Below are 25,012 nucleotides of genomic sequence, written 5' to 3'. Positions count from 1 at the left end.
AAATTAATATATTGATTCGTATCTTTTTTATTTACTATTTTTCACACATTATTTTTCATATGAATAATAACTTTTTTTCATGCATTTTGAGCTACTATGCGATTTCTTCTCGATCTATTACAATCGGAAACACTTATCCATTGTCGGGCTGAAATAACTTGAATAAAGAGTCGTCTCAACTTCAGCGTGGCTTAAAGAACCGTCATATTCAATTGATTGCCATGGGTGGTGCAATTGGTACTGGCTTATTTTTAGGTTCCGCACAGGTCATCCAATCTGCTGGTCCATCCATTATTCTGGGCTATGCTATTGGTGGCTTGATTGCATTTTTAATTATGCGTCAACTTGGGGAAATGATTGTACATGAGCCAGTCGCTGGTTCATTCAGTCATTTTGCAAACAAATACTGGGGCAAATTTCCGGGCTTTTTGGCAGGTTGGAACTATTGGATTTTATATATCCTTGTTGCCATGACCGAACTCACAGCAGTTGCCAAATATATTAATTACTGGTGGCCCCATATTCCTGCTTGGTCATCTGTACTGTTCTTCTTTATTGTCATTACCTTAATTAACTTAGGCAATGTTAAATTCTATGGTGAATCTGAGTTCTGGTTAGCCATCATTAAAGTTGCAGCTGTTATCTCCATGATTGTTTTCGGTTTATATTTATTATTTACCGCAGATGCAGGTTCTACCGCTTCATTTAGCAACCTATGGAGTCATGGCGGATTCTTCCCGAATGGCTTTGATGGCTTGTTCTATATGTTAGCCTTCCTCATGTTCGCTTTTGGTGGTATTGAGCTGATTGGTATGGCTGCGGCTGAAGCAAAAGATCCGGAAAAGACGATTCCTAAAGCCATTAATCAGGTTGTGTTCCGTATCCTGATTTTCTATGTAGGTTCATTGACTATTCTGTTGTCTTTAGTGCCTTGGAATCAACTAGATTTGGGCGGTTTAGATAAAAGTCCATTTGTGATGATCTTTAGTCAATTAGGCATAGGTTGGGCAGCTCATTTACTGAACTTCATTATTTTAACTGCTGCACTGTCTGTGTATAACAGTGGTATGTATGCCAATAGCCGTATGTTGTTTGGTTTGGCTGAACAAGGCAATGCACCTAAAGTTTTCCTAAAAGTGAATAAACAAGGCGTGCCTATTCCTGCGGTGTTGTTCTCTGCTGTCCTAATTTTTGGTTGCGTGTTGTTGAACTATTTTGTTCCAGAAGATGCTTTAGGTCACTTAATGTATGTCGTCGTCGGTGCTTTGGTTCTCAACTGGGCCATGATTAGCTTGACGCACTTAAAGTTCATGCAAGCAATGAAGCAAAAAGGCTTAAAGACCAGCTTCCCTGCACTTTGGGCACCTGTAAGTAACTATGTTGTATTGGCATTTATTTTGACTGTGCTCTACATCATGTGGACTCAAGGTTTCAAAGAATCTGTCTATATGATTCCGATCTGGATTATCGCCATGTTGGTACTGTTTAAGTCTTTAAACAAAAATAAAGCTTAAAATCTATACTTGAGCCACTTTAAAATAGTTATTGTTTCGGCAATAACTATTTTTTTTGAATAAAATCAGCTACATTAACCCCACCTTTGCGCCCTTAGCTTAACTGGATAGAGCAGTTGCCTCCTAAGCGACCGACGTGGGTTCGAGTCCCGCAGGGCGCACCATTTTATGGTTTATTTTGATCTTCAACACTCCAGATCAATATTAAAAATATATAAAATTCAAATATTTAGTAAAAATTAAATCTAACTCAATCTATAGAGCACCAACTTAATACATGTTTTTTGCGGTATTTTTTACGGTAGAATGTATTACCGCAAAAATTCTTACCGTAAAAATGCCAAAAATCGTTATATCGCTGGCTAGACTGCTCCCGGTATCCTAGAATTTTGGTGGCAGTCAAAATAGTAAAATTCCACATTGTTCAGACGGTATAATCATGCAAAGCCTCTAAAGGCAAATGTAAAGTCTCATCTTTGGCAAATGCTTCAAGTAAATAATCCAAGGTTGCCCGAACCCGCGGCGCAAGCAACGCGCGGTGTGGATACTGCATGACCATTTCAAAATTCCCTGGGTAATGGTACTGATGAAGTACCAATTTTAATTTGCCAGAAAGCAAATGATGCCATACCAAATGGATACCAACTTGAGCAATACCAACGCCGTCACAAGCAGCTTGGACCACAGCTTCAGGCGCTGAAAGTGTTAATACGGCAGTCGTTGTTGGATCAAATGTGGTCACAGAACCATACATTTTAAAGTTCCAAAGTGAGACTCGACCAGATAGAAAACGACGTGCAATCAATCTGTGCTGTTGAAGCTCTTGTGGCATCTGAGGAATCCCTTGTCGTTCCAGATATTCTGGTGAAGCAACCAATGCAACATTTAATTTACATATAGGGCGAGATACCAAGGCAGAATCTTGGATATTTCCACCTCTAATGGCTAAATCATAACCACTCTGTACAAAATCAACCACCCGATCATCGAAATCAACTTCAACCAATAAGGCTGGGTAACGAGCAAGTAGCTTCGGTAAGACGGGTAATAAGTATTCTTGTCCAAATGAAGAAACGGTTGAAATTCGCACACGTCCACTGGGGCCAAATTGCTTTGCTGTCACCGTATCAACTGCTGTATCAAGTGCTTCCAAAGCGATACGAGCTTGTTGAAGAAATACATCACCTTCATCCGTCAATCGAAGTGTCCGTGTGGTTCGATTCATCAAACGTACGCCCAGTGCTTTTTCCAGACTGGCGACATTTTTACTGACAGCGGCCGAAGAAATACCGAGTGTACGCCCTGCTGCAGCAAAACTCCCCGCATCTGCCGCATGGACAAAAGAAAGAATTGCGCGAACACGTTGAGATGGATCCATATGCTATCCAAAAAGTTTGAGTTTTAACCAATTATCAACTTGAAGTTATGGATGGATCAACCAAGGCCCTACTTCTAGTTTGTTATTTAATCAAACAGAATAGTGGATATCGAGTATCAAACTGTAAAACCTGAAATCAAACGATAGAAGAAATTCCATCATATTCATTGGCTCTCGATCACAATCTATTTGATTTATTTTACGTTCTCATCTAGCTAGGAAATTCATCATGAAATTTATTTGCCTTGATATCCCACAACCGAATGCAACCATTGAACAATATCAACCTCATATGCGTAATGAAGCACTGCACGGTTGGGAACTCTACAAAAGTGGTGTCATTCGAGATATTTACTTCCGTCAGGATCGTCCGGGTGTTGTCATCATCGCTGAAGCGGATTCTGTAGACGCCGCAAAAAAAGCCTTAAACGAATTCCCATTAGCAAAAGCAGGACTCATTGGCTGGGATGTCATTCCACTTGGTCCATTTACAAATTGGGAAATGCTATTTGCAGCTCAAAACACCTAATTTTAAAAGAAATGATTGATATCGTTTTTATCAAAGGAATCACAAATGAGTAAGCAAGCTTCAGAAATTAAACCTGTTTTATTTGTTGTTACAAGTACTGCCGTCAAAGGTGCAACTGGTTTAGCAACAGGTTATAACTTGGGTGAAGTTGTTCACCCACTTGAAAAATTACAGGATGCGGGTATTCAGGTAGATTTTGCATCTATTCAAGGTGGTGATGCGCCAATGGATGGATTACAAGATTTAAATGATGCTGTCATCGCACACTATTGGACAGATACTGATTTTCGCTATGCCATTGCCCATACTGCCCGTTTGGCAGATGTCGATACCTCGCTTTATTCCGCAATTTTCTTCGCAGGCGGTCACGGCACCATGTGGGATTTTCCTGAAAATACTGCTGTACAACAAGCCATCCGTGATATTGATGAAGCAGGTGGTATCGTTTCTGCAGTGTGTCATGGTCCAGCAGCTTTAGTAAACGCGCGTCGTTCCGATGGTAGTTTACTCATCGAAGCTAAGCGCGTCGCAGCATTTACTGATGCAGAAGAGGAAGAAGTTCAATCAACACATGTTGTGCCATTTTTACTTGCATCTACCCTCAATGCACGTGGCGCAGAGCACATAGACACACCAAATTGGTCAAATAACGTCATTGTGGATGGTCGCTTGATTACAGGTCAAAATCCCCAATCCGCAGCTAGTTTAGGTGAAGCATTACGAGATGCTTTATTGGCTTAAACCCTTCTAGGTATGAAATGCAATAAAAGATGAAAGTCATTTTATTCAAGAATATGTAAATTACTCGGATATTACTTTAGCAATATGTATGTCTGTAAATAGTGAGTTTACTGATTTAGTTGTTTGAAAATTGTCGTAAAACATTGAAAGGTCATCATCATGAATACATCAAATATTGAAAATAAAGTTGTTGTTATTACAGGCGCATCTAGCGGTTTGGGTGAAGCCACTGCGAGACTATTGGCAAACAATGGTGCAAAACTGGTATTGGGCGCACGTCGTATTGATCGGTTACGTGCATTAGCCGCTGATTTAGGTCTGAATGAAAATGCTGTTGTTACAACCGATGTCACGCAGGTAGAACAAGTCAAGGCATTGGTGGATCATGCTGTAAAACTTCATGGTCGTGTCGATGTTCTGATTAACAATGCTGGTCTTATGCCGAGTTCCCTTTTAGAAAAACAGCAAATTGAAGATTGGGGTCAAATGATTGATGTGAATATTAAAGGTGTTTTGTATGGTATCGCTGCAGCATTACCTCACATGTCGGCTCAGAAAAGTGGACACATCATTAATGTAGCCTCAGTCGCTGGACATAAAGTTAGTGCAGGTGGCGTAGTCTATTCTGCGACTAAGCATGCTGTACGTGTCATTTCAGAAGGTTTGCGACAGGAAGTTAAACCGCACAATATTCGTACGACGATCATATCACCTGGTGCTGTAGATACTGAATTAACACAGTCTGTGACTGACCCAGATATGGCAAATGGTATGAAAGCATTTTATGAACACAATGCGATTTCTGCTGATGCATTCGCACGCACAGTACTCTTCGCGATTAATCAGCCTGAAGATGTTGATATTAATGAAATATTGTTCCGTCCAACACGACAAGAGTATTGATCTAACATTCTTGGCTGTGTAAATTTTTATCAAAAATTCAGCTTAACTTATTGTTATTATAGTATTTAATCAACCAAGAAGCACAATGCAATCTGATGGAGATAATCATGGTTAAAAGCTTCCATATGCAACGATGCTTCTTGACTGTTGATCATTTTTGTTCAAGCCAAATGAAAAAGATATTGTTTTACTTTATTTGGCTTTTTTGTGTATTGAGTCTAACGATTATTTTTATGACTAGCATTTGTTTTGCTGAATCAATTTCCCAACCGCTCAGAGAAAAGAGCATGTCAAAAGGACAATCATCAAATTCAATTTTATTCAATAATCAGGAAATTATTCCATATATAAGATTGGCCATTTTGAATGTTCAACCTTCACAAATCGAGAATTTTAAAAGTATTGCCATGAACAATGTGCAAAGTACACTCAATCAAGAAGACGATGTAATGGGGTTTTATTCATTTATTCAAAAAGAAGATCCTAAGCAAATTTTTGTGTTTGAAATCTACAAAGATGAAGCGGCCTATCAAGCCCATTTATTGAGCCCACACTACAAACAATTTGTGATGAATGTTAGCTCAATGATAGAAAATAGGGTCTTATATGAAACTGTACCTGTAAAATTAGCAAGGAAACCGACTTCATTGCCAGCTCATTTTTATATACGCATCGCTGAGCTGAATCTAAAACCCAAAGACTTAAATGCTTATAAAATGGCTGTGATAGAAGAAATCGAGGCGTCTATTGAAAAAGAGCCAGGTGTGTTTGCTATTTATTCAGTTGCGCTCAAAGATGATCCAAATCAACTTCACTTTTTAGAGTTTTATGCCGATGAGCAGGCATATCAACAACATCGTGAGTCACCACACTTCCAAAAATATCTAACGCTTACAAAACCGATGATTAAATCGCTAAAATCATTTGAAGTGGAATCTATAGCATTGGGTGAAAAGACAATTCACTCATCTGCTATTGAGACCACAAAATAAGTTGAATGCCCTGTATGTTTCGCTCTGTGTTTTTCAAAGTATTATGGATAATACTCTCAAATCAATTATACATATTCATGCATAGTATTATCGTTTTTATACCCTTGTTGTCCTCATAATTTCCTTCTACTCTTTCTCCAACCCAGAACTATTCAAGAGTGCATAAAACAGATTATGCACAGTATGGAATAGTTTTTATCTAATTGAGAGAGATAAGAAGATGTCTAATTCTAATGTCGAACGTAACAAAGCTGCATTTCGTTTATTGATCGAAGATGCCATGCCGAATGGTCGTTTTGATGTGATCCGCGAGCTCGTATCAAAAACAGCTGTCACTGAACGTGCGGGTTTTGCCAACCTGTATAACACACTAGGTGATGCTATCCCTGAACGAGGAAACTTCCTTGAATGGCTTGAAAATGGTTGGAAACCACTTTCTGAAGCACTTGGTGGGCAAAAAGTAACGATGCACGAAGTTGTCGGTGACGGTAATACCGTGATGATGAAATGGTATTACGAAGTTCAACATAAAGGCACTTTCGTTGGTGCTCCTGCAACACATCAAACCATTTCATGGGAAGAAGTGGGTGTTGCACATTTTAATAATGATGGAAAAATCGAAAGGATGTGGTTTATGTGTGAAGAGCTCAAACTTGCAACTCAAATTGGATATACGCTGAAGTTGAAATAAACCTAATGCGTTTTTAGTAAAGTCATTCCCTGTATCGTTTTACGGCAGGGAATTTTTCAACTGTAAAATTTAATGAAAAGAGCAAATATGAACGAGACCATTGAACTCCTACTGACGCATAAAAGCGATCGTAGCTACCTCGATAAAGACATTTCTGAAACCGTGCTCGATCATGTAATCAATGCAGCTTGGCGTGCACCCACATCCGTTCATTCGCAACAGGTCTCTGTGATTGTAACCCGTGATAAAGCAACCAAAGCAAAAATTGCTGAACTGTCTGGTGGTCAGCCTTGGATTGCTCGTGCACCAGTTTTTCTGACTTTCGTATTGGATTTATATAAAACCCGTAAAGGACTGGAAGCCATCGGTGATCATCAACTGGCGCATACCAGTATTGAAGGTATCATTGCAGGTAGTCAAGACGTGGGGATTGCTTTGGCATCGTCAATGCTAGCCGCACGTGCTCAAGGTTTAGGGGTAGTCCCAATTGGAGGGATCAGAAAAAATCCGCAACAAATCATTGAGCTATTAGAACTTCCAGAAATGACCTTTCCCATCAATGGACTAACACTCGGTTATGTAGATACACCAGCCTATCTCAAGCCACGTATGCCTATTGATTCATTCCGCCATGAAGAAAAATATCATCGTGATAATCTAATGTTCAATATTGACAGTCATAATCAAGCACTCATTGCACACTGGGAAACGATTGGTCGTAATGATGGTGACATTTGGAGTAAAACTGTAGCGGATTATTATAATCGGATCTACTATCCAGACATTCTACCGAGTCTGTTAAAACAGCAGTTTCAACTCAACAAATAATTTAACTGTTATTTGGTTTCAGTGCTTTCTGCTAAGCAAACCGTAAAATCTATTAAAAAGCGGGCGCTTTTTTATGCCTGCTCAAAGTGCCTACTCTATTGATGATGAGCATAACCACATACGGTAAGTGGTCTTAACTCACAACACAGATGAATCTTTACACTTCTCTTGTACCTAACAATGGCAATTGAGTCAGCATCTTTTTCAGATTAATCGCATCCCAAGGCAAATGTTCTGCTATTCCAAGTCCGACAATATCCGCACAAGCATCGGCTTCGTTAATCACCCAAAGTACATCCTCCATATTTAATTTGCCTTTCGCGACACCATCCCATGAAGGAGCATCTTCATCTGTACGAGCAAACATCACTGCACGAAATTTATGGTAGTCCAGTACATCCATATCAAAGTGAATAGCAAGATGCGTGATATTCTCTCGCTTAATCCACGCTTGAATCGGTGATGCTTTGGCTTGAACTTCTTCTGGGGAGCTTGTTTGTATCTGATGTGAAGCCAAGAATTCAACTTCATATTCATTCGCACTATGTATCCCAGCAATAAATACTTTTGATGGTGGCACAGGTCGGCTGACACGACTGGTCAGTTCTGGATCACCATTACCCATGAGTGCACCGAGAACATGAGCATGAGCATTTTCATACTGCGCAGGTGTCATGACGTCAGGATGTGTATCAATCCACAAAATTCCAAACCCTTCACCCCAACGTTCACTCAGCCAAGCAAATGGCTCAAAGTCCACTAAGCAGTCACCACCAAGTACGGTCATACGATCAGGGGCATGTTCATGGATAATTTTTGCGGCTTTATCCAGTTCTTCCATGAGCTTATGACGACCACGAATACCATTTTCAATTTCAAAGACTTGTTCTGTGTTTGCGACTGGAACAGTCACAATTGGCTCATCTGCTTTCGGGGCAAGCCAAGCCAGCATTTCTGCACCTAGTTTATAGGCAGGCTGATTTCCACCCAGCCATAAAGGAAAAATGAGTCTTAAATTGCTGTGTTGTTTCATCATTATGACTCCTTAGCCTCGTTGAGCATTCATTTCATATCTCATCTGTTTGAGCATTTTATTTCACCTTTAGAAGGCTGCTGTGTGCTTACAGGATAACGACTTGATTAGGAAGAAAAAGAGCATAATAATGTTCACTCTATCCATGTACATGGATAATGATATTTAGTCTTGTACAATCAGGTGGTTATATGAATCAAATACTGGCTATGCGTGTCTTTATTCGAGTAGTTGAGACAACATCATTTGGTCGTGCAGCAGATCAGCTAGAGCTTCCACGATCCACAGTCAGCAAACTGATTACTGATCTAGAGAAACATCTAGGCGTCAAATTGATGCATAGAACCACGCGTATGGTCACCACCACTTCGGAAGGATGGGAATATTACCGACGAGCTGTAAAACTCGTGGCAGATATTGATGAAGCCGATCTATCTGTTCAAAACAAAAAAAAGAAGCCTCAAGGACATCTCCGCATCGATGTTCAGGTTTCTTTTGCTCATAATTTATTGATCCCTGCATTACCAGAATTTCATCAGGAATATCCCGATATCACGCTAGCACTAGGCATCAGAGATAGAACTATTAATATTGTTGGTGAAGGTGTGGACTGTGCAATTCGGGCAGGAACAGCATTAGATCAATCCTTAGTTGCACGTAAAATTACAGATTTGGAATATGTGACCTGTGCTTCTCCTGCCTATCTAAAAACGATGGGAATACCACTAGATCCGCAGGAAGTTGCCGATAAACATAAAAAAATTGTTTACTACTCCACGGGTACTGGAAAAATCCAACCGCTTATTTTTATGCAAAAAGATCAACTGATAGAAATATCAGACAATCAATTTTCGTCCAATGACAGTGATGGCGTGATTCATCTCATGTTGGCGGGACTCGGTATTGCCCAACACCTCAGAGTTTTTGTCCAAGCTCATCTTGATGCTGGCAGATTAGTGCCTGTTTTGACTGAGTGGCATCAACCTGCACTGCCGTACTATGTCGTTTATAGACAAAATACACATCAAAATACAAGATTAAAGGTTTTTGTTGATTGGCTCATTGCTAAGTTTGGTCAAAGATAAATTCATCTTATAAATTGATGAATGATATGAGTTGAAGCGCCCTTAGAAGGTGTAACAAACCTAAACTTAATACCCTTTCCAGCAACGATCAAAGCTTTTAAGTTCATAGAACACATATAGAAATGATCTCTCATGGGTACTTGTACTTGCTTTCTATAAACATTGCACTGAATACAGTGCTGTCGTCATTTACTCGCCTAATGATCAAACATTTAAAGCCAAGGCTTCAGCAGTATTTTGCTGCTCAACCAAAGTTTGAATTGTAAAATGTTGGTCTTTTTTCTGCTCACATGTGAATTCACATTTTTGCTCTAACTGGGATGTACAACCACTTAATAATGGGCAACTTGCAAATAACTCAGCGACCCAATCAACAAATACTCTCACCTTCGGTGATAAATGTCGGTTCTGTAGATACACGACAGATATAGGCAAAGGCTCAGGTAGATATTCAGTTAATACCTGCTTAAGTGCACCTGACTCTAAGTGTTGTGCAACCATGAAATATGGACACTGAATTAATCCAAAACCTTGAAGGGCTAAATCAATATATGAATCCCCATCATTTACAGATACTCGTCCAATTACACTCGAACTCTGCACTTCACCATCTACCACAAAACTCCAATCAATATTGCGTCCAGTACGACTATTAAAATAATGAACAGCTTGGTGTTTTTGTAAATCATCAATGGTTTTAGGCGCGCCATGTTCTGCCAAATAACTTGGCGCCGCAACCGTAACCAACTGGAGCGTACCAATACGGCGAGCAACTAAACTAGAATCTTTGAGTTGACCAATACGAATCACACAATCTACTGCATCTTGCACTAAATCTACAGGGCGGTCATGCATACCAACCACCAAATCTATATCTGGGTATTTGGTATGAAAATCGCACAACATTGGTATGAGAATGATACGCCCTATTGAAGCTTTAACATCAATCCGCAAGCGTCCCCGTGGACCACGCTCAGCATCATGAAAGTTCGATTCAACCTCTTCTACATCAGCTAAAATTTGCACACTGCGTTCATAGTAGACAGCACCATCGGGGGTCAAATTTAGTTTACGAGTCGTTCTATTTAACAAGCGAATTTGTAAATGCTTTTCTAATGCCTGAATTGTTGTCGTTACTGAAGCACGGGGTAATCCTAAACTATCAGCCGCCAAACTAAAGCTGTTGGTTTCGACAACTTTATTAAAAACTTTCATAGCATGAAAAAGATCCACAGATCACTCCTACGACCATATAACTTTGAAATCTAGCATTCGATTATTATGAATTTTCGAATAGTGTTATCAAATTTAATATATTTATTCGTAATTGACAAACATTTATGCTCCGACCATCTCATAAAACCAGTTCCACTCCCTATAGATTAAAACCAAAAATCTAGAGAACAGGTGTCTAAATAAACAGGAGCTATTCATGTCAATTTCCCGCAAACAGTTCTCTCTGTCTGCCATCATTGTCGCTATTGTGGTTGCAGGTGGCAGTTTTATGTTTTTACATGAAAATGCCGATGCTAAAAATATGCCAAGTAGCAATCAACAAGCCGCTACAACTGTCGATGTTGCCAGTGTTGTTAATAAAACCATTACTGATTGGCAGGAATATTCAGGTCGATTAGAAGCCATTGATCAAGTCGATATTCGCCCTCAAGTATCGGGTAAATTAATCAGGGTGCATTTTAAAGATGGTAGCCTTGTCAAAAAAGGCGCGCTTCTTTTTACGATTGATCCTCGTCCTTTTGAAGCAGAACTTAATCGCGCCAAAGCACAACTTGCTGCTGCAGAAGCACAAGTGACCTATACTTCAAGCAATCTATCTCGTAATCAACGTTTGATCGGGAGTAATGCGGTTGCACACCAAGAGCTTGAACAAGCTGAAAATGAAGCACGTACTGCCAGTGCAAATGTCCAAGCAGCAAGAGCTGCAGTTGAATCGGCACGTTTAAATCTTGAATATACGCGTATTACTGCACCAGTAAGCGGTCGTATTTCACGTGCCGAAGTGACCGCTGGAAATGTTGTATCCGCAGGTAACGGAGCACAAGTTTTAACAAGTCTTGTTTCTGTATCTCGTCTATATGCATCTTTTGATGTAGATGAACAAACCTATCTGAAATATATCAGTGCTCAAAACAATGCTACGCAAATTCCTGTGTATATGGGACTCGCCAATGAAGAAGGCTTTTCGCATGAAGGCGTCATTAGTTCATTTGACAATAATTTAAATACGACCTCAGGTACGATTCGCGTCCGCGCCACTTTTAACAACCCGAATGGCACACTCCTTCCAGGCTTATATTCACGTATTCGTCTTGGTGGAGGTCAACCTCGTTCAGCAATTCTCATTAGCCCAACAGCCATTGGTGTTGATCAAGATAAGCGTTTTGTCATCGTTGTGAATGCAAACAATCAAACCAGTTACCGAGAAGTGAAACTTGGCGCAGTACAAGACGGTCTGCAAATCATTAACAGTGGTTTACAAGTGGGTGACCGTGTTGTCGTGAATGGTTTACAGCGGATTCGCCCAGGTGACCCTGTGACACCGCATCGTGTGGCAATGCCGAACAGTCAAGTTTCAACCGCTCTACAACCTCAGCCAACTGACAATACTCCCCATTCGGCAAAAGGTTAATTATATGAATATCTCTAAATTTTTCATTGATCGCCCCATCTTTGCAGGCGTACTGTCCGTGCTCATCGTGTTGGCAGGTATATTGTCCGTTTTTAAACTGCCTATTTCTGAATATCCTGAAGTCGTGCCACCCTCTGTGGTCGTTCGTGCTCAATACCCAGGGGCTAACCCAAAAGTCATTGCCGAAACTGTTGCTTCACCACTTGAAGAATCAATCAATGGTGTAGAAGATATGTTATATATGCAGTCTCAAGCCAATAGTGACGGTAATCTAACGGTCACAGTGAACTTTAAACTTGGGGTTGATCCAGATAAAGCACAACAATTGGTACAAAACCGAGTCTCACAAGCTTTACCGCGTTTACCTGAAGACGTACAACGTTTAGGGGTGACAACACTTAAAAGTTCTTCGAACTTGACAATGGTCGTGCATTTAACATCACCAGATAGTCGTTATGACATGACTTACTTACGTAACTATGCGGTGCTCAATGTCAAAGACCGTTTAGCACGTTTGCAAGGTGTCGGTGAAGTTGGTTTATTTGGCTCAGGTGATTATTCTATGCGGATTTGGCTAGATCCGCAGAAAATCTCCGCAAGAAACCTAACAGCCAGTGAAATTGTCAGCGCAATCCGTGAGCAGAATATTCAAGTAGCTGCAGGAACAATTGGTGCATCTCCAAGTAATGCACCTATACAACTTTCAGTCAATGCTCAAGGTCGTTTAAGTACCGAACAAGAATTTTCCGATATTATTCTAAAAACAGATTCAGATGGTGCAGTCACTCGCTTAGGAGATGTTGCTCGTGTAGAACTTGCTGCATCGGAATATGGTTTACGCTCGTTATTGGACAATAAACAAGCTGTTGCCATTCCGATCTTCCAAGCTCCGGGTGCAAATGCTTTGCAAGTGTCTGAGCAAGTGCGTGACACCATGCAGGAACTATCAAAAGATTTTCCGTCTTCAATTCAATATGAAATTGTTTACGATCCGACGCAGTTTGTTCGTGCCAGTATTGAAGCCGTAGTCCATACCTTACTTGAAGCAATTGCACTGGTCGTTGTGGTGGTGATTTTATTCCTACAAACATGGCGTGCATCTATTATTCCTTTACTCGCGGTGCCTGTATCTATTATTGGTACATTTGCATTGATGCTTGCATTTGGCTATTCCATCAATGCGCTATCCCTATTTGGAATGGTCCTTGCTATCGGTATTGTGGTCGATGATGCGATTGTCGTCGTGGAAAATGTCGAGCGGAATATTGAAGCAGGATTAAACCCGAGGGATGCAACTTATCGTGCCATGCGTGAAGTCAGTGGGCCTATTATTGCCATTGCTCTAACGCTATGTGCCGTATTTGTACCGCTTGCATTTATGACAGGTTTAACAGGGCAGTTTTATAAACAATTTGCCATGACCATCGCGATTTCAACGGTGATCTCTGCATTTAATTCACTAACCCTCTCGCCTGCTTTGGCCGCGATTTTACTCAAAGGTCATGATGCCAAACCCGATGCGTTGACGCGTGGTATGAATCGGATATTTGGACGATTTTTCAAAGCATTTAACCGTGTATTCTCACGTGCATCTGATCGTTATAGCCAAGGTGTGAGTCGTGTAATTTCGCACAAAACTTCGGCTATGGGCGTCTATGCAGTATTGCTTGGTTTAACCATTGGTATTTCTTATATTGTGCCCGGTGGATTCATTCCAGCTCAGGACAAACAGTATCTGATTAGCTTTGCACAATTACCCAATGGTGCTTCTTTAGATCGTACAGAAGACGTTATTCGTAAAATGAGTGATGCAGCACTAAAACAACCAGGGGTCGAAAGTGCGATTGCCTTCCCCGGTTTATCTATTAATGGCTTTACCAACAGTTCAAGTGCGGGCATTGTTTTTGTAACCCTGAAACCGTTTGATGAACGCAAAAGTAATGCGCTTTCATCCAGTGCTATTGCAAGTGCGCTCAACCAAAAATATGCAGCCATTCAAGAAGCCTATATTGCAGTTTTCCCTCCTCCGCCAGTTATGGGTTTAGGAACTGTTGGTGGTTTCAAAATGCAGCTTGAAGACCGTGGTGCGTTGGGTTATTCCGCTTTAAATGATGCAACACAGAACTTTATAAAGGCAGCACAGGCAGCACCAGAACTTGGTCCAATGTTTTCAAGCTATCAAATTAACGTCCCTCAACTCAATGTCGATTTGGACCGTGTAAAAACCAAGCAACAAGGTGTGGCTGTTACAGATGTGTTTAGCACGATGCAAATTTACTTGGGCTCACAATATGTCAATGACTTTAACCGTTTTGGCCGTGTTTATCAGGTACGAGCGCAAGCTGATGCACCCTATCGAGCTAATCCTGAAGATATTTTGCAACTGAAAACCCGCAATAGCGCTGGGCAGATGGTGCCATTGTCGTCATTGGTCAATGTGACACAAACCTATGGTCCCGAAATGGCCGTGCGTTATAACGGATATAGTGCAGCCGATATTAATGGTAGCCCTGCACTGGGCTATTCATCGAGTCAAGCTGAGGCTGCTGCGGAACGGATTGCTGCACAAACCTTACCGCGTGGCATCAAATTTGAATGGACCGATTTAACCTATCAAAAAATTCTGGCAGGAAATGCTGGTCTGTGGGTATTCCCAATTAGCGTCTTATTGGTCTTTCTCGTATTAGCGGCACAATATGAAAGTTTGACCCTCCCTTTAGCCGTAATTTTAATTGTACCGATGGGGATTTTAGCTGCACTCACAGGGGTATGGTTGACCAATGGTGATAATAATATTTTCACTCAAATTGGTTTAATGGTACTGGTTGGGCTGGCCTGTAAGAATGCAATTTTAATTGTTGAGTTTGCTCGTGAGCTTGAAATGCAAGGGATGACTGCCTTTAAAGCGGCCGTTGAAGCCAGCCGTCTACGTTTACGTCCAATTTTAATGACTTCATTCGCTTTCATTATGGGAGTTGTACCTTTAGTTCTTTCTACAGGTGCAGGTTCAGAAATGCGTCATGCGATGGGCGTTGCCGTTTTCTCTGGCATGTTGGGTGTAACTTTCTTCGGTTTATTCCTTACACCTGCTTTCTATGTGCTCATTCGAACCTTGAATCGAGGACATAAACTGCATTCAGCTAGCCCACACGAAGCTCCTATCAATCCACATCACTAAAATGGACGGTATGATCATGCCTAAAAAACAGATCTGGTTATTGTCCTCGCTTATGGGAAGCCTGCTACTTGCAGGCTGCTCATTGGCACCACAATATGAACCAGCAAACGTAGCGACTCCACTTAAATTTAAAGAAGCAACATCCCTTCTAGAAGATGAAAACTGGAAAGTTGCCCAACCCAACGATATACAATCTAGAGGCGAATGGTGGCATGTTTTCAATAATGCTGAGTTGAATGAGCTAGAACAGCAAGCCATTGTAGGTAATCAAAACCTAAAATCTGTTGCTGCCAATATTCAAGCATCTCGTGCTTTAAAGTCAGCAGCACAAGCCGAACGTATGCCAAGTATTGGCGTGGGTTTCGGCCCTACACGACAAAGGCTTTCTCCTGCTTCTCAAGGATTAGATGCAAATGCGCAGACTTCAACACAAACTTTGTGGCGCGCACAAACAAATGTAGCGTATGAGCTAGACTTATTTGGTCGTATCGCCAGTAGTGTGAATGCAGCAACTGCCGATGTACAACAACAAGAAATTTTATATCAATCTGCACTTTTGGCATTACAAGCCGATGTTGCACAAAGTTATTTTCAAATTAGGCAGTTAGACACAGAACAGGTCATTTATGAGCGAATAATTAAGCTGCTGACTGAATCACATCATTTAATGCAAGCTCGCTTTAAAAATGGAGCAGTCAGTGAACTTGATGTATTTCGTGCACAAACTGAATTGTCGACAGCGCAAACCAATTTACTCAGTATTGAACGTAGCCGAGCCAATGCTGAACATGCTCTTGCGGTGTTATTGGGTAAACCACCAGCTAATTTCGCTCTGCCTAAACAAGTGCTAACTGAAACGAGTATTCGTATTCCTGCGGGTTTACCTTCAAGCCTACTTGAAAGGCGCCCTGATATTGCGGCTGCTGAACGTGCAATGGCTGCCGATAATGCACGAATAGGGATTGCCCGTGCGGCATTTTTCCCACGGCTGAGTCTTACGGGGGCTTTAGGTTATGAGTCATCAACACTCGGTGAGTTAACACAATGGTCTAGCCGAACATTCTTGTTGGGTCCTGTCGCTGGTACAATTTTGTCTTTACCTTTATTTGACGGTGGACAGCGTAAAGCTGGTGTTACACAAGCAAGAGCGATTTATGAAGAAAGTATCGCCAATTATCGACAAACCGTGTTGAACGCATTTCGTGAGGTTGAAAATGGGTTGTCTGATCAACGCATTCTAGAGCAACAAATAAATGCACAAGCTCAAGCACTATCATCTTCTCAGCATGCAAACAAACTTTCACACTTGCGCTATCGTGAAGGGGTTGTCAGTTATCTTGATGTGATTGATTCTGATCGCAATATACTTCAACAAGAGCAACTCGCTGCACAGCTTCACGGCAGTCGTATGATAGCCAGTGTGGACTTAATTCGTGCTTTAGGTGGTGGATGGACGATGAATCAGACACAAGCTTTCACTCAATAAAAGATCAAGTTATTGAGTATGGATTGGCTACATGTCAATTCATACTCAATCCATTCAACTTAAAGCTAAGTCTTAACTTGCAGTTCTAATCATTTAATTATTATTTTTCAGCTTAAAGGGAATCAATACAATGATTGCACTGGCTATCGTAAAGAAAGTCATTATCCCAATCATGATTGCAGGGGTACCAGTAGAAAGCCATGCTAAAAGTAATGAAGAAACTACTCCACTGCCATATTGGAGTGAACCAATCAATGCTGAGGCAGAACCCGCAATTTCAGGAACACCATCTAAGGCTGCTGCTGTTGAATTGGCAGCGACGGTTCCATTCATTGAAAAGAAAAAGAACACCATGATTACGACGCTGTAGATTCCACCAATACCAAGATAAAACAAAGCAGATAAAATCACTAAAGCGATTGCAGCAAAAGCTGTGGTACAACGTAATAAACGATCTAAACTAAAACGACCAACCAAAGTACGATTAATAAAGCTTAAAGCCATAATACCCACAATATTTATCGCAAATAACCAACCATAATGCTGTGGGTCAACACCATAATAAGTGATGTAAACAAATGGAGAACCAACAATAAAAGTATAGGCTGCCACATAGAAAAAAGTGACACACAAGGTATAACGCATAAATGCCCAATTGCTGAATAAGCGACGGTATTGTTGAAATACAACAATGATCGAACTCTGCTGGCGTTTCTCAATCGAATGTGTTTCAGGCAATAGTAATAAAGACAAAAACATCAATACACCAATGCCTGCCAATAGCCAAAAAATATTATGCCAACTACTGTATTTAATGATTTGGCCACCCAATAATGGTCCAGCAATCGGTGCAATCGCCATAACAATGGTTAAAGTTGAAAGCATTTGTGCTGCCTGAGTTCGAGCATACAAATCTCGAATCATTGCACGCGCCAGCATGGGCGCTGTGCATGCACCAATAGCCTGTATCACACGCCAAAATACAATTTGTTCAATCGTTTGAGAATAAGCACAACCTATCGAACCTATCACAAAAATAATCAGCCCCATAAATAATGGTTTTTTTCGTCCAATACGATCGCTAATCGGTCCCCAAATCAGTTGTGCCACTGCAAAACCAGCGAGAAAACCTGTAATGGTGAGTTCAACATTGCCCTGTAAATCCTTTTCCATTTGTGGCATGGCAGGCAAATAAATATCTGTCGATAGTGATGTAAATGCCATCAACGCACCCAATATCACCATAAATAACCAACTGGTGGTGTTTAGCGTATTAGATGGTTGAACAGCAGTGGGAGAAATACACATTTAAAGTACTCAACAAATAGGAAAGTAAGATTCGAAAAAACGTTTACTTAAGATCATTCTTCAGAATAATCTGCTCACTTAGTCCAATTTGTTCTCCTTTAACCATACTGAGAGTAATTGTGCAATTTTCGCATTATTCAAATCAGAAAAAGGAAAATGGGTATTTCCATAAACACCGATATCAGGTAAATGAACCAATGTTGCTTTTCCACCGTGCTGATTGATTTTATTCACCCAAAGTTGTGCCATTTTTAAGCGAACACGCCAATTGTCTTCGGCTGGATTAGCACTTTTCTCCATCGGAATATTATCGCCGTAATAAATGATGATTGGTATTTTGGTCAATTTTTGGAAGTCTGCCATTTTTATCGCTGTTGGCTTTAATGTCCCTGTCCCACTTGGCATGTCTTCAGGCAATTCATTTTCAGGGAAAACAAAACCACTACCAGGCTCATATGCCGCAATGCCTTTGACTTGATTCGATTTGATTGCCGTCCACCAGCCTGGTCCACCACCTTGGGAATGAGTAATGAGTACGGCATCGCCCGATTTTTTCAGTACATCAACCATTGCATCGCTAATCACTTGCTCATCATAAGCCCCTGTATTTGGTGTCATTTGGCGGAAGTATTGGTTTAGCGTGGCTTGATCTTTGGCAAATTGCACACCTTTAAAATAGTTTGGATATTGCCCAATACGGAACATATTGAACCAAGCCTGATCTTGTGTTTGTGCCGAAATATTCTCTGCTACAGTCGATTGTCCTGCTTGACCACGGCGCGGTTGATCGACCAAGTACACAGGGAAATGTTGACGCAAGAAAATGGTTTGAAACCCCTCTCGACCATCAGGCGTTGTTCCCCATGTTTTAGCTGATTGACCTGCACCATGTAGAAACACCAAAGGATAAGTACGCGCATGTTTAGGAATCTGATAAAACACAGAAGCATGATCACCATGCAAGGTTTGACCTTGTGGGTTAAATAATTCGATCTCATCGAACTGGCCTATACTTTGTTTCACAGTCCCGCCCGCAGCAAAATTACCTTGTTGGGCAATACTGAAACTTGATGATGGTTTATTCATGTTTTGGCAAGCTGATATTGAAAATGACAACATGGATAAAACAATCACTTTTAAATGAGTCGCTTTTAAAAAAGTAGGTTTAAAAAAAGCAGTATTTAAAGAATTCGCTTTCTTGTGTTTAATATTCATTTGGATTACCTAAAAATTAAAATATCTTAATATTGAGCTCATGGATTGCTTGAGATCTGCTGAAATACACGTTGTGTATTTTTCGCCATTTCCGCATCGACCTGTTGCGATAAAACATCAATGAAACGCTCCATGTGTACGGCATCCACACCAAGATTTTGAGTAATTTTCAAATGTGATGCGAGCTGCGAATCCACACCCTCTAAAGTAGAAAGTGTACTGAGCACCACCAATTCACGATCTAAAGCAGATAAATTATCTCGACTAAACAGATAGCCAAACAAATGTGCTTTTAAAGCGTAATCTATGGTCGGAGAAAAATTCTCAAACAATGGTTTTTCAGCATCGCTCAGCTCACGTTTTTGTAGTTTGGCTAATGTTTCATTACCCAGTTGATAGTAATTGGTCGTATTTGGCAGGACACTTGCTGTTGCACCTTGTAGATCATGGATACCTTGCTTTTCTCTTTCTTCGAGCAGCCTTTTAAAAGTGAGCATGCCATTTAAAGCACGTGGAAAACCCACATAAGCATATTGATGTGCAAACACTTCTTTAATTTCATTCACGGTTAAACCACGATCCAAACCTTGAATGAGTGCAGGCTTGAGTTTGTTCATATCACCGATTGCCGTAAATGCAGCAATTGGAATTAAACTGAATTGCTGAGTACTTAATTGCTTACTACTCAGTTGTATAGCTTGAGCTGTTGTAACTGACGGTGACGGTTTTTGTTCTTGTGACTGGCTTTGTTCTGTAGATAAATTTACTTTTTCTAACCACGTTACACTTTTACCATCCGTGGCAACTGGACTCATCGCAATATGTGACATAGAACTGTGTTCACTTGCCCCATGCCAATGTTTGACATTGGGTGGACACCAAATCACATCACCTTTATGAATGGTTTGGATGGGTTTTCCCCATTCCTGAGTACGTCCTTCACCCTCAGTCACAATGAGATATTGCCCTTTAGGATGGGTATGCCAGTTGGTGATCGTCCCTGCTGCAAAATTCACCACTGCGGGAGCAATATCCCCTTGAGATGGCATTACAGGCAAACGTGAAAAATTTGCATTCCCTGAAAAAAAATTTGCAGGCGCCGATTGAATACTGAACTGATCTGCCCGAGTGATCCGTTGTTCAGTTGGACTATCAGCCCAAGCCATTCCCGAGATAGAGCTCATCATCAGCAAGGTATTGATTTGATTCTTCATAACATTTTCATCTCATATATTCAGAGCATTAAGCAATGCATTCAAAACTTGATGAAAACCATTGCGCTATCGTATAGCCCTTAAAAGAGTTATTTCGAGTTATTGTCTCAAGTCGTTATTTCAATTTTGTGCCGTAAAAAGACGTCAATTGCTGCATTGCTTGTTCGACATATTCAGGTTTCCAGTAGGTATCCATATGTGAAGCATTGGGTATTTTGAACAATGTTTTATCTTGAGTGCCTGTGGCTTTGGCAAAGGCATCTTCAGTCATGTATAAGGTGTCGGCTTTGCTACCAGCCATCATTAATAAAGGCTGATGGATTAAATCAATTTGATCTGTTGCATCCCAACGCATGAGGTCAAGCAAACTACTGGTGGTATATTTAAAAGTTGAGTTTGGATGCGCATGTGTCGTCCAATAATATTCATAACCTTGGCGATAAAGCTCGAATGGTAGTTTGGCGATTTGTTCTTTGGTTAAGTTCGCATCACCCGAATATAAAATTTCACCACCAGCAACTTCTTGTGCTCTTGCTTGAGAGGCTTGTTCTAGACGTTGTTGAATACTATCCAATTGAGAGTCTGCAAAACCATTACGACGCACACGTCCAGAGTTAAACATACTTAGCGTTGCAACCGCTTTAAAGCGCTTATCCGTTTTTGCTGCTGACAATGAATAACCACCGCCACCACAAATTCCAAATAAACCAAGACGTTGGCTATCTACACCTGCATACTGGGTAATAAAATCAGCCATACCATGAATATCTTCAATGCGGTTGGTCGGTTTATCAACACTACGGGGCTGCCCGCCACTACCACCTTGATAAGCAGCATCAGCCGTGATGGTGATATAACCTTGTTCAGCTAAACGTTGCGCATATAGTCCAGCAACTTGTTCTTTCACACCACCATTAGGATGTGCAACAACGATTGCAGGATATTTCTGGCTGGCATCATAGTTGGCTGGTGTATAGACATTGGCAACAATATCCAAACCATTGAGTTTATAAGTGACAGGATGAATATTGACCTGACCTTTTACATTTTTCATGATTGCACCACCATAAACCAGTCCAAATGGATTATCTTTTTGATCTGCTGCAAAACCTGCACCCGAACTGGTGATCGCAGCTGACATTAAAACCGTTTGTAAAAATTTCATTGTTATTCCTCAATGCTTAAATCAATGGTTCAATTAGACATCTAGTTTTCGGCTGGCTAACCACTCGATCATGGCTGAATCACGGTGTGAGAAAAATGAACTGGTTGCTGTATCCAACGCTGTGATTTGGTTAATATCTTCAACAGATAATTCAAAGTCAAAAATATTAATATTTTCAACTAGGCGCTCTTGACGTACCGATTTCGCTAATGACACGACATTGCGTTGCAATAACCAGCGTAGAACCACCTGACCGATAGATTTTCCATATTTCAGACCAATCTGTTGCAACACAGGATGACCAAATAAATTGTTACGCCCTTCTGCAAAAGGTGCCCAAGCTTCAGGTTGAATATGATGTGCCTGCATCCAAGGTACTGAATGTAGTTGTTGGTGGAATGGGTTGATCTCAACCTGATTGACTGCGGGTTTAATTTGATTAAAAGCAATCAGATCAGCCAAACGGTCTGGATGAAAATTACTGACTCCAATAGCACGAATCTTACCTTCCGCATGCAGTTCCTCCATTGCACGCCATGCACCATGTACATCACCGATCGGTTGATGAATTAAATATAAATCGACATACTCCATTTGTAAGCGATTGAGTGAACGCTCGAATTGCGCTTTAGCACCTTCATAATTTGTGTCTTGTAGCCACAGTTTAGTGGTCACAAATAATTCATCACGTGCAATATTGCTTTGGCGAATTGCCTTGCCAACTTCGGTTTCATTTTGATAAGACGCCGCTGTATCAATCAGTCGATAACCTGCATCAATTGCATGTAAAACCGCTTGTTCACATTCAGCAGGATCATTCATTTGAAATACACCAAAACCTACCAACGGCATTTCAACATCATTATTTAATTTGACAGTTTGCATGGTCTTTACCTTTGAATCGTTGTTTGATATTCATCATGACAACACTGTAACCTGACAAAAAATGAACAACTAGCGGGTGAATTTCGATTACACTTATACAAAAATTTTATTAATATAAATCCATTAATCGAATTTAAGCTTTAGCCATTATTAAAAATTTGGTTCAATGGTGAGGTTCCATGTCTGAAAATCTTGATGATTTAAAAGCTTTTTTGACCGTTGCTCGATCTGGAAGTTTTACCAAAGCAGCAGGACAAATGGGCGTTTCTCAATCTGCTTTGAGCTATACTGTTAAAATGCTCGAGCAACGCCTTGATATCAAATTACTGCATCGCACAACAAGAAGTGTTTCTTTGACACAAGAAGGTGAGCAGCTTTTTAATGATATTGAACCGCTACTCAGTGGCATTGAACAAAAACTCAATAACTTAAATTCTTTTCGAGACAATCCTCGTGGCCAGTTAAGAGTTAATGGTACAGAAATCACATTGAATGTTCTTCTTTGGGATAAATTATCTAAATTTATGCGTGATTATCCCGATGTTCAGCTTGAGCTAACAATGGATTATGCATTTTCTGATATTGTCAAAGATCGCTATGATATTGGAATTCGTCTTGGTGACACTGTACATAAGGATATGATTTCAGTACGTGTAAGTGATGCTTTAGAAATGATGACATTGGCCTCACCAAGCTATTTAAAACAATTCTCTACGCCCCAAACACCTGATGAATTGCATCATCATCGTTGTATTGGCTTACGTTTACCAACGCATGAGCGAATACAAGCTTGGGAGTTTAAAGATGTTCAAGAGCCCAATAAAACAATTTCCATCACGCCCGAATATTCGCTTGTCGTTAGCCATGCCCGATTACAATTAAAAGCAGGACTAGAGGGACATGGCTTAGTTTGGTTACCCAAAGTGATGGTTGAAAATGAGCTCAAAAATGGTGAGTTCATCCCGATTTTAGAAGACTGGGATATGTGCTATTCCCCTTACTATATGTATTATCCAAGCCGTCGAGAATCCTCACCATTATTTCGGTTATTGGTAGATGCTTTACGTTTGCAACCTTTATAAGTGGCATTTATAACAAAAAATAAGGGAGCCGAAGCTCCCTATCATTAACAACTCGTCAACTTAGGCTCAATCCATTGATTAATTCCCCAAGCAGACTAACCTACACGACCAACTGTTAAATTTGTCTGTTTGGGAAATATTGGATCATACTATTCGTGACCAAACTCCACCATTGTTTGGCCCCACATTCTGTACAAGAATCACCCATACACAGATATAGGACCCCCTCACTTATAATCTAGTAATCTAGGGCAATTTAACGCTACTATTTCGATACCGCATTCACAGCACAGCTTCAAGAATCACTTTAGCGACTGCTTTGGGTTGAGAAATCTGTGGCGTATGCCCTGCTTGCAGCGTTGTAACATGTGCTGAGATTTTTTTTGCCATTGCTACCTGTGCAGCAGGTTGAAGCATATAGTCTTGCTGACTCACGACATACCATGAAGGTTTCGTCTTCCATGCCGCGACAGTCACCTTTTCTTCAAAATTATGACTGTTCGTTGGCGTTTGTGTAGCGAACATTAAGCGCGTTTGTTTTGCAGCAACATCTGGCGCAAGATGCTTCTGAACACCTTCTAAGCTTAATGTTACAAATCCATCTTTATCTGCGACAAGATGACTAAAACCAGATGGCGTCGGATAATCTTTCGAAACATCAACCACAGATTGTCCTTCAGATGGAGCAAATGCAGCAACATAAACCAATGCTTTTACTTTGCCCTGTTGACCAACTTGAGTCACAGGAACACCACCCCAAGAATGTCCAACGAGAACCACAGGACCTTTCTGCATATCTAAAACGCGTTGTGTCGCCTTCACATCATCAGATAATGAACTCAATGGATTTTGTACAGCAACGACATTGACACCTTTGTCTTGTAATAAAGGAATCACTCTGCTCCATGCCGAACCATCAGAAAATGCACCATGAACCAGTACCACCGTTGGCTTTTGAGTTTCCGCAGCAAATGTAGAACTGATTGTAGCCACACCCAAAATCGTGGTCGCAATCGCAGCTTTTATCATTGATTTCATCTCATTTCCTTCAAAGTAGGTTGGCGATTAGCCCGTTATATTTGATAGGAACACTTTATATTTAAAATAAATTAGCTTCAATTATCAAAAAAAATCAACA

At 40.7% G+C, this 25,012-nt stretch carries 21 protein-coding genes and 1 tRNA gene; 13 read left to right on the top strand and 9 right to left on the bottom strand.

The genetic code is table 11. The annotated features are described in order from the left end of the window. Positions 1 to 158: 158 nt before the first annotated feature. Together GBI16_RS14205 and GBI16_RS14200 are read left to right on the top strand one after the other, a co-directional pair. Complete coding sequence (locus GBI16_RS14205) at positions 159 to 1,514, top strand: amino acid permease (protein ID WP_086208562.1); 1,356 nt, start codon at positions 159 to 161, stop codon at positions 1,512 to 1,514. Positions 1,515 to 1,602: 88 nt separating this feature from the next. After that, positions 1,603 to 1,678: transfer RNA gene (locus tag GBI16_RS14200), tRNA-Arg, on the top strand. Between the two features lie 260 nt (positions 1,679 to 1,938). Here GBI16_RS14200 and GBI16_RS14195 read toward each other — a convergent pair. Continuing rightward, positions 1,939 to 2,892 carry a LysR family transcriptional regulator gene (locus GBI16_RS14195; RefSeq protein ID WP_086208563.1) on the bottom strand — a complete coding sequence of 318 codons (954 nt, stop codon included), beginning with the start codon at positions 2,890 to 2,892 and terminating at the stop codon, positions 1,939 to 1,941. Between the two features lie 229 nt (positions 2,893 to 3,121). Between GBI16_RS14195 and GBI16_RS14190 the strand changes: the two genes are divergently transcribed. The 6 genes from GBI16_RS14190 (at position 3,122) to GBI16_RS14165 (ending at position 7,576) form a co-directional block, all read left to right on the top strand. Further along, entirely contained in the window at positions 3,122 to 3,421 is a 300-nt protein-coding gene (locus tag GBI16_RS14190) for a superoxide dismutase (RefSeq protein WP_086208564.1), read from the top strand. Positions 3,422 to 3,466: 45 nt separating this feature from the next. Further along, positions 3,467 to 4,162, top strand: a complete 696-nt coding sequence (locus GBI16_RS14185) for a type 1 glutamine amidotransferase domain-containing protein (RefSeq protein WP_086208565.1) — start codon at positions 3,467 to 3,469, stop codon at positions 4,160 to 4,162. A 159-nt stretch (positions 4,163 to 4,321) separates the two neighbouring features. Then, on the top strand, positions 4,322 to 5,065 hold the full coding sequence (locus GBI16_RS14180) for an SDR family oxidoreductase (protein ID WP_086208566.1): 744 nt from the start codon (positions 4,322 to 4,324) through the stop codon (positions 5,063 to 5,065). Between the two features lie 287 nt (positions 5,066 to 5,352). After that, entirely contained in the window at positions 5,353 to 6,057 is a 705-nt protein-coding gene (locus tag GBI16_RS14175; protein ID WP_171264416.1) for a putative quinol monooxygenase, read from the top strand. A gap of 220 nt (positions 6,058 to 6,277) precedes the next feature. Next, complete coding sequence (locus GBI16_RS14170) at positions 6,278 to 6,748, top strand: ester cyclase (RefSeq protein ID WP_086208568.1); 471 nt, start codon at positions 6,278 to 6,280, stop codon at positions 6,746 to 6,748. 87 nt (positions 6,749 to 6,835) lie between these two features. Further along, complete coding sequence (locus tag GBI16_RS14165) at positions 6,836 to 7,576, top strand: NADPH-dependent oxidoreductase (RefSeq protein WP_086208569.1); 741 nt, start codon at positions 6,836 to 6,838, stop codon at positions 7,574 to 7,576. A gap of 157 nt (positions 7,577 to 7,733) precedes the next feature. Here GBI16_RS14165 and GBI16_RS14160 read toward each other — a convergent pair whose 3' ends face one another. Then, positions 7,734 to 8,612, bottom strand: a complete 879-nt coding sequence (locus tag GBI16_RS14160; protein WP_086208570.1) for an arginase family protein — start codon at positions 8,610 to 8,612, stop codon at positions 7,734 to 7,736. Between the two features lie 188 nt (positions 8,613 to 8,800). Between GBI16_RS14160 and GBI16_RS14155 the strand changes: the two genes are divergently transcribed. Beyond that, positions 8,801 to 9,694 (top strand): LysR family transcriptional regulator, encoded by an 894-nt coding sequence (locus GBI16_RS14155; RefSeq protein WP_086208890.1) that lies wholly within the window; start codon positions 8,801 to 8,803, stop codon positions 9,692 to 9,694. Between the two features lie 204 nt (positions 9,695 to 9,898). Here GBI16_RS14155 and GBI16_RS14150 read toward each other — a convergent pair whose 3' ends face one another. Continuing rightward, on the bottom strand, positions 9,899 to 10,927 hold the full coding sequence (locus tag GBI16_RS14150; RefSeq protein ID WP_086208571.1) for a LysR family transcriptional regulator: 1,029 nt from the start codon (positions 10,925 to 10,927) through the stop codon (positions 9,899 to 9,901). A 199-nt stretch (positions 10,928 to 11,126) separates the two neighbouring features. On the opposite strand from GBI16_RS14150, the gene GBI16_RS14145 reads away from it, so the two are divergent. The 3 genes from GBI16_RS14145 to GBI16_RS14135 are packed head-to-tail and all read left to right on the top strand — an operon-like array spanning position 11,127 to position 17,005. Continuing rightward, positions 11,127 to 12,341, top strand: a complete 1,215-nt coding sequence (locus GBI16_RS14145) for an efflux RND transporter periplasmic adaptor subunit (protein WP_086208572.1) — start codon at positions 11,127 to 11,129, stop codon at positions 12,339 to 12,341. 4 nt (positions 12,342 to 12,345) lie between these two features. After that, positions 12,346 to 15,519 (top strand): efflux RND transporter permease subunit, encoded by a 3,174-nt coding sequence (locus GBI16_RS14140; protein WP_086208573.1) that lies wholly within the window; start codon positions 12,346 to 12,348, stop codon positions 15,517 to 15,519. A 16-nt stretch (positions 15,520 to 15,535) separates the two neighbouring features. After that, entirely contained in the window at positions 15,536 to 17,005 is a 1,470-nt protein-coding gene (locus GBI16_RS14135) for an efflux transporter outer membrane subunit (protein WP_404814612.1), read from the top strand. 93 nt (positions 17,006 to 17,098) lie between these two features. Here GBI16_RS14135 and GBI16_RS14130 read toward each other — a convergent pair whose 3' ends face one another. The 5 genes from GBI16_RS14130 to GBI16_RS14110 all read right to left on the bottom strand — a co-directional run bounded on the left by GBI16_RS14130 (position 17,099) and on the right by GBI16_RS14110 (position 22,792). After that, on the bottom strand, positions 17,099 to 18,313 hold the full coding sequence (locus GBI16_RS14130) for a multidrug effflux MFS transporter (protein ID WP_151707300.1): 1,215 nt from the start codon (positions 18,311 to 18,313) through the stop codon (positions 17,099 to 17,101). Positions 18,314 to 18,391: 78 nt separating this feature from the next. Further along, complete coding sequence (locus GBI16_RS14125) at positions 18,392 to 19,399, bottom strand: alpha/beta fold hydrolase (RefSeq protein ID WP_228267845.1); 1,008 nt, start codon at positions 19,397 to 19,399, stop codon at positions 18,392 to 18,394. Positions 19,400 to 19,566: 167 nt separating this feature from the next. Then, positions 19,567 to 20,742: a carboxymuconolactone decarboxylase family protein gene (locus GBI16_RS14120; protein WP_086208575.1), complete on the bottom strand. Its 1,176-nt coding sequence runs from the start codon at positions 20,740 to 20,742 to the stop codon at positions 19,567 to 19,569. A gap of 115 nt (positions 20,743 to 20,857) precedes the next feature. Then, entirely contained in the window at positions 20,858 to 21,907 is a 1,050-nt protein-coding gene (locus tag GBI16_RS14115) for an alpha/beta hydrolase (RefSeq protein ID WP_086208576.1), read from the bottom strand. Between the two features lie 33 nt (positions 21,908 to 21,940). Then, positions 21,941 to 22,792 (bottom strand): aldo/keto reductase, encoded by an 852-nt coding sequence (locus GBI16_RS14110; RefSeq protein WP_086208577.1) that lies wholly within the window; start codon positions 22,790 to 22,792, stop codon positions 21,941 to 21,943. Between the two features lie 179 nt (positions 22,793 to 22,971). Here GBI16_RS14110 and GBI16_RS14105 point away from each other — a divergent pair, with 179 nt between their 5' ends. Then, positions 22,972 to 23,874: a LysR family transcriptional regulator gene (locus tag GBI16_RS14105; protein ID WP_151707299.1), complete on the top strand. Its 903-nt coding sequence runs from the start codon at positions 22,972 to 22,974 to the stop codon at positions 23,872 to 23,874. A gap of 282 nt (positions 23,875 to 24,156) precedes the next feature. Here the strand turns inward: GBI16_RS14105 and GBI16_RS14095 are convergent, their stop codons facing one another. Beyond that, entirely contained in the window at positions 24,157 to 24,912 is a 756-nt protein-coding gene (locus GBI16_RS14095; protein WP_151707298.1) for an alpha/beta fold hydrolase, read from the bottom strand. Positions 24,913 to 25,012: the final 100 nt, after the last annotated feature.

The organism is Acinetobacter sp. TUM15064 (assembly GCF_008980265.1).
In the GTDB taxonomy this organism is placed as follows: Bacteria; Pseudomonadota; Gammaproteobacteria; order Pseudomonadales; family Moraxellaceae; genus Acinetobacter.
This window is presented reverse-complemented; position numbering and strand designations above follow the sequence as displayed.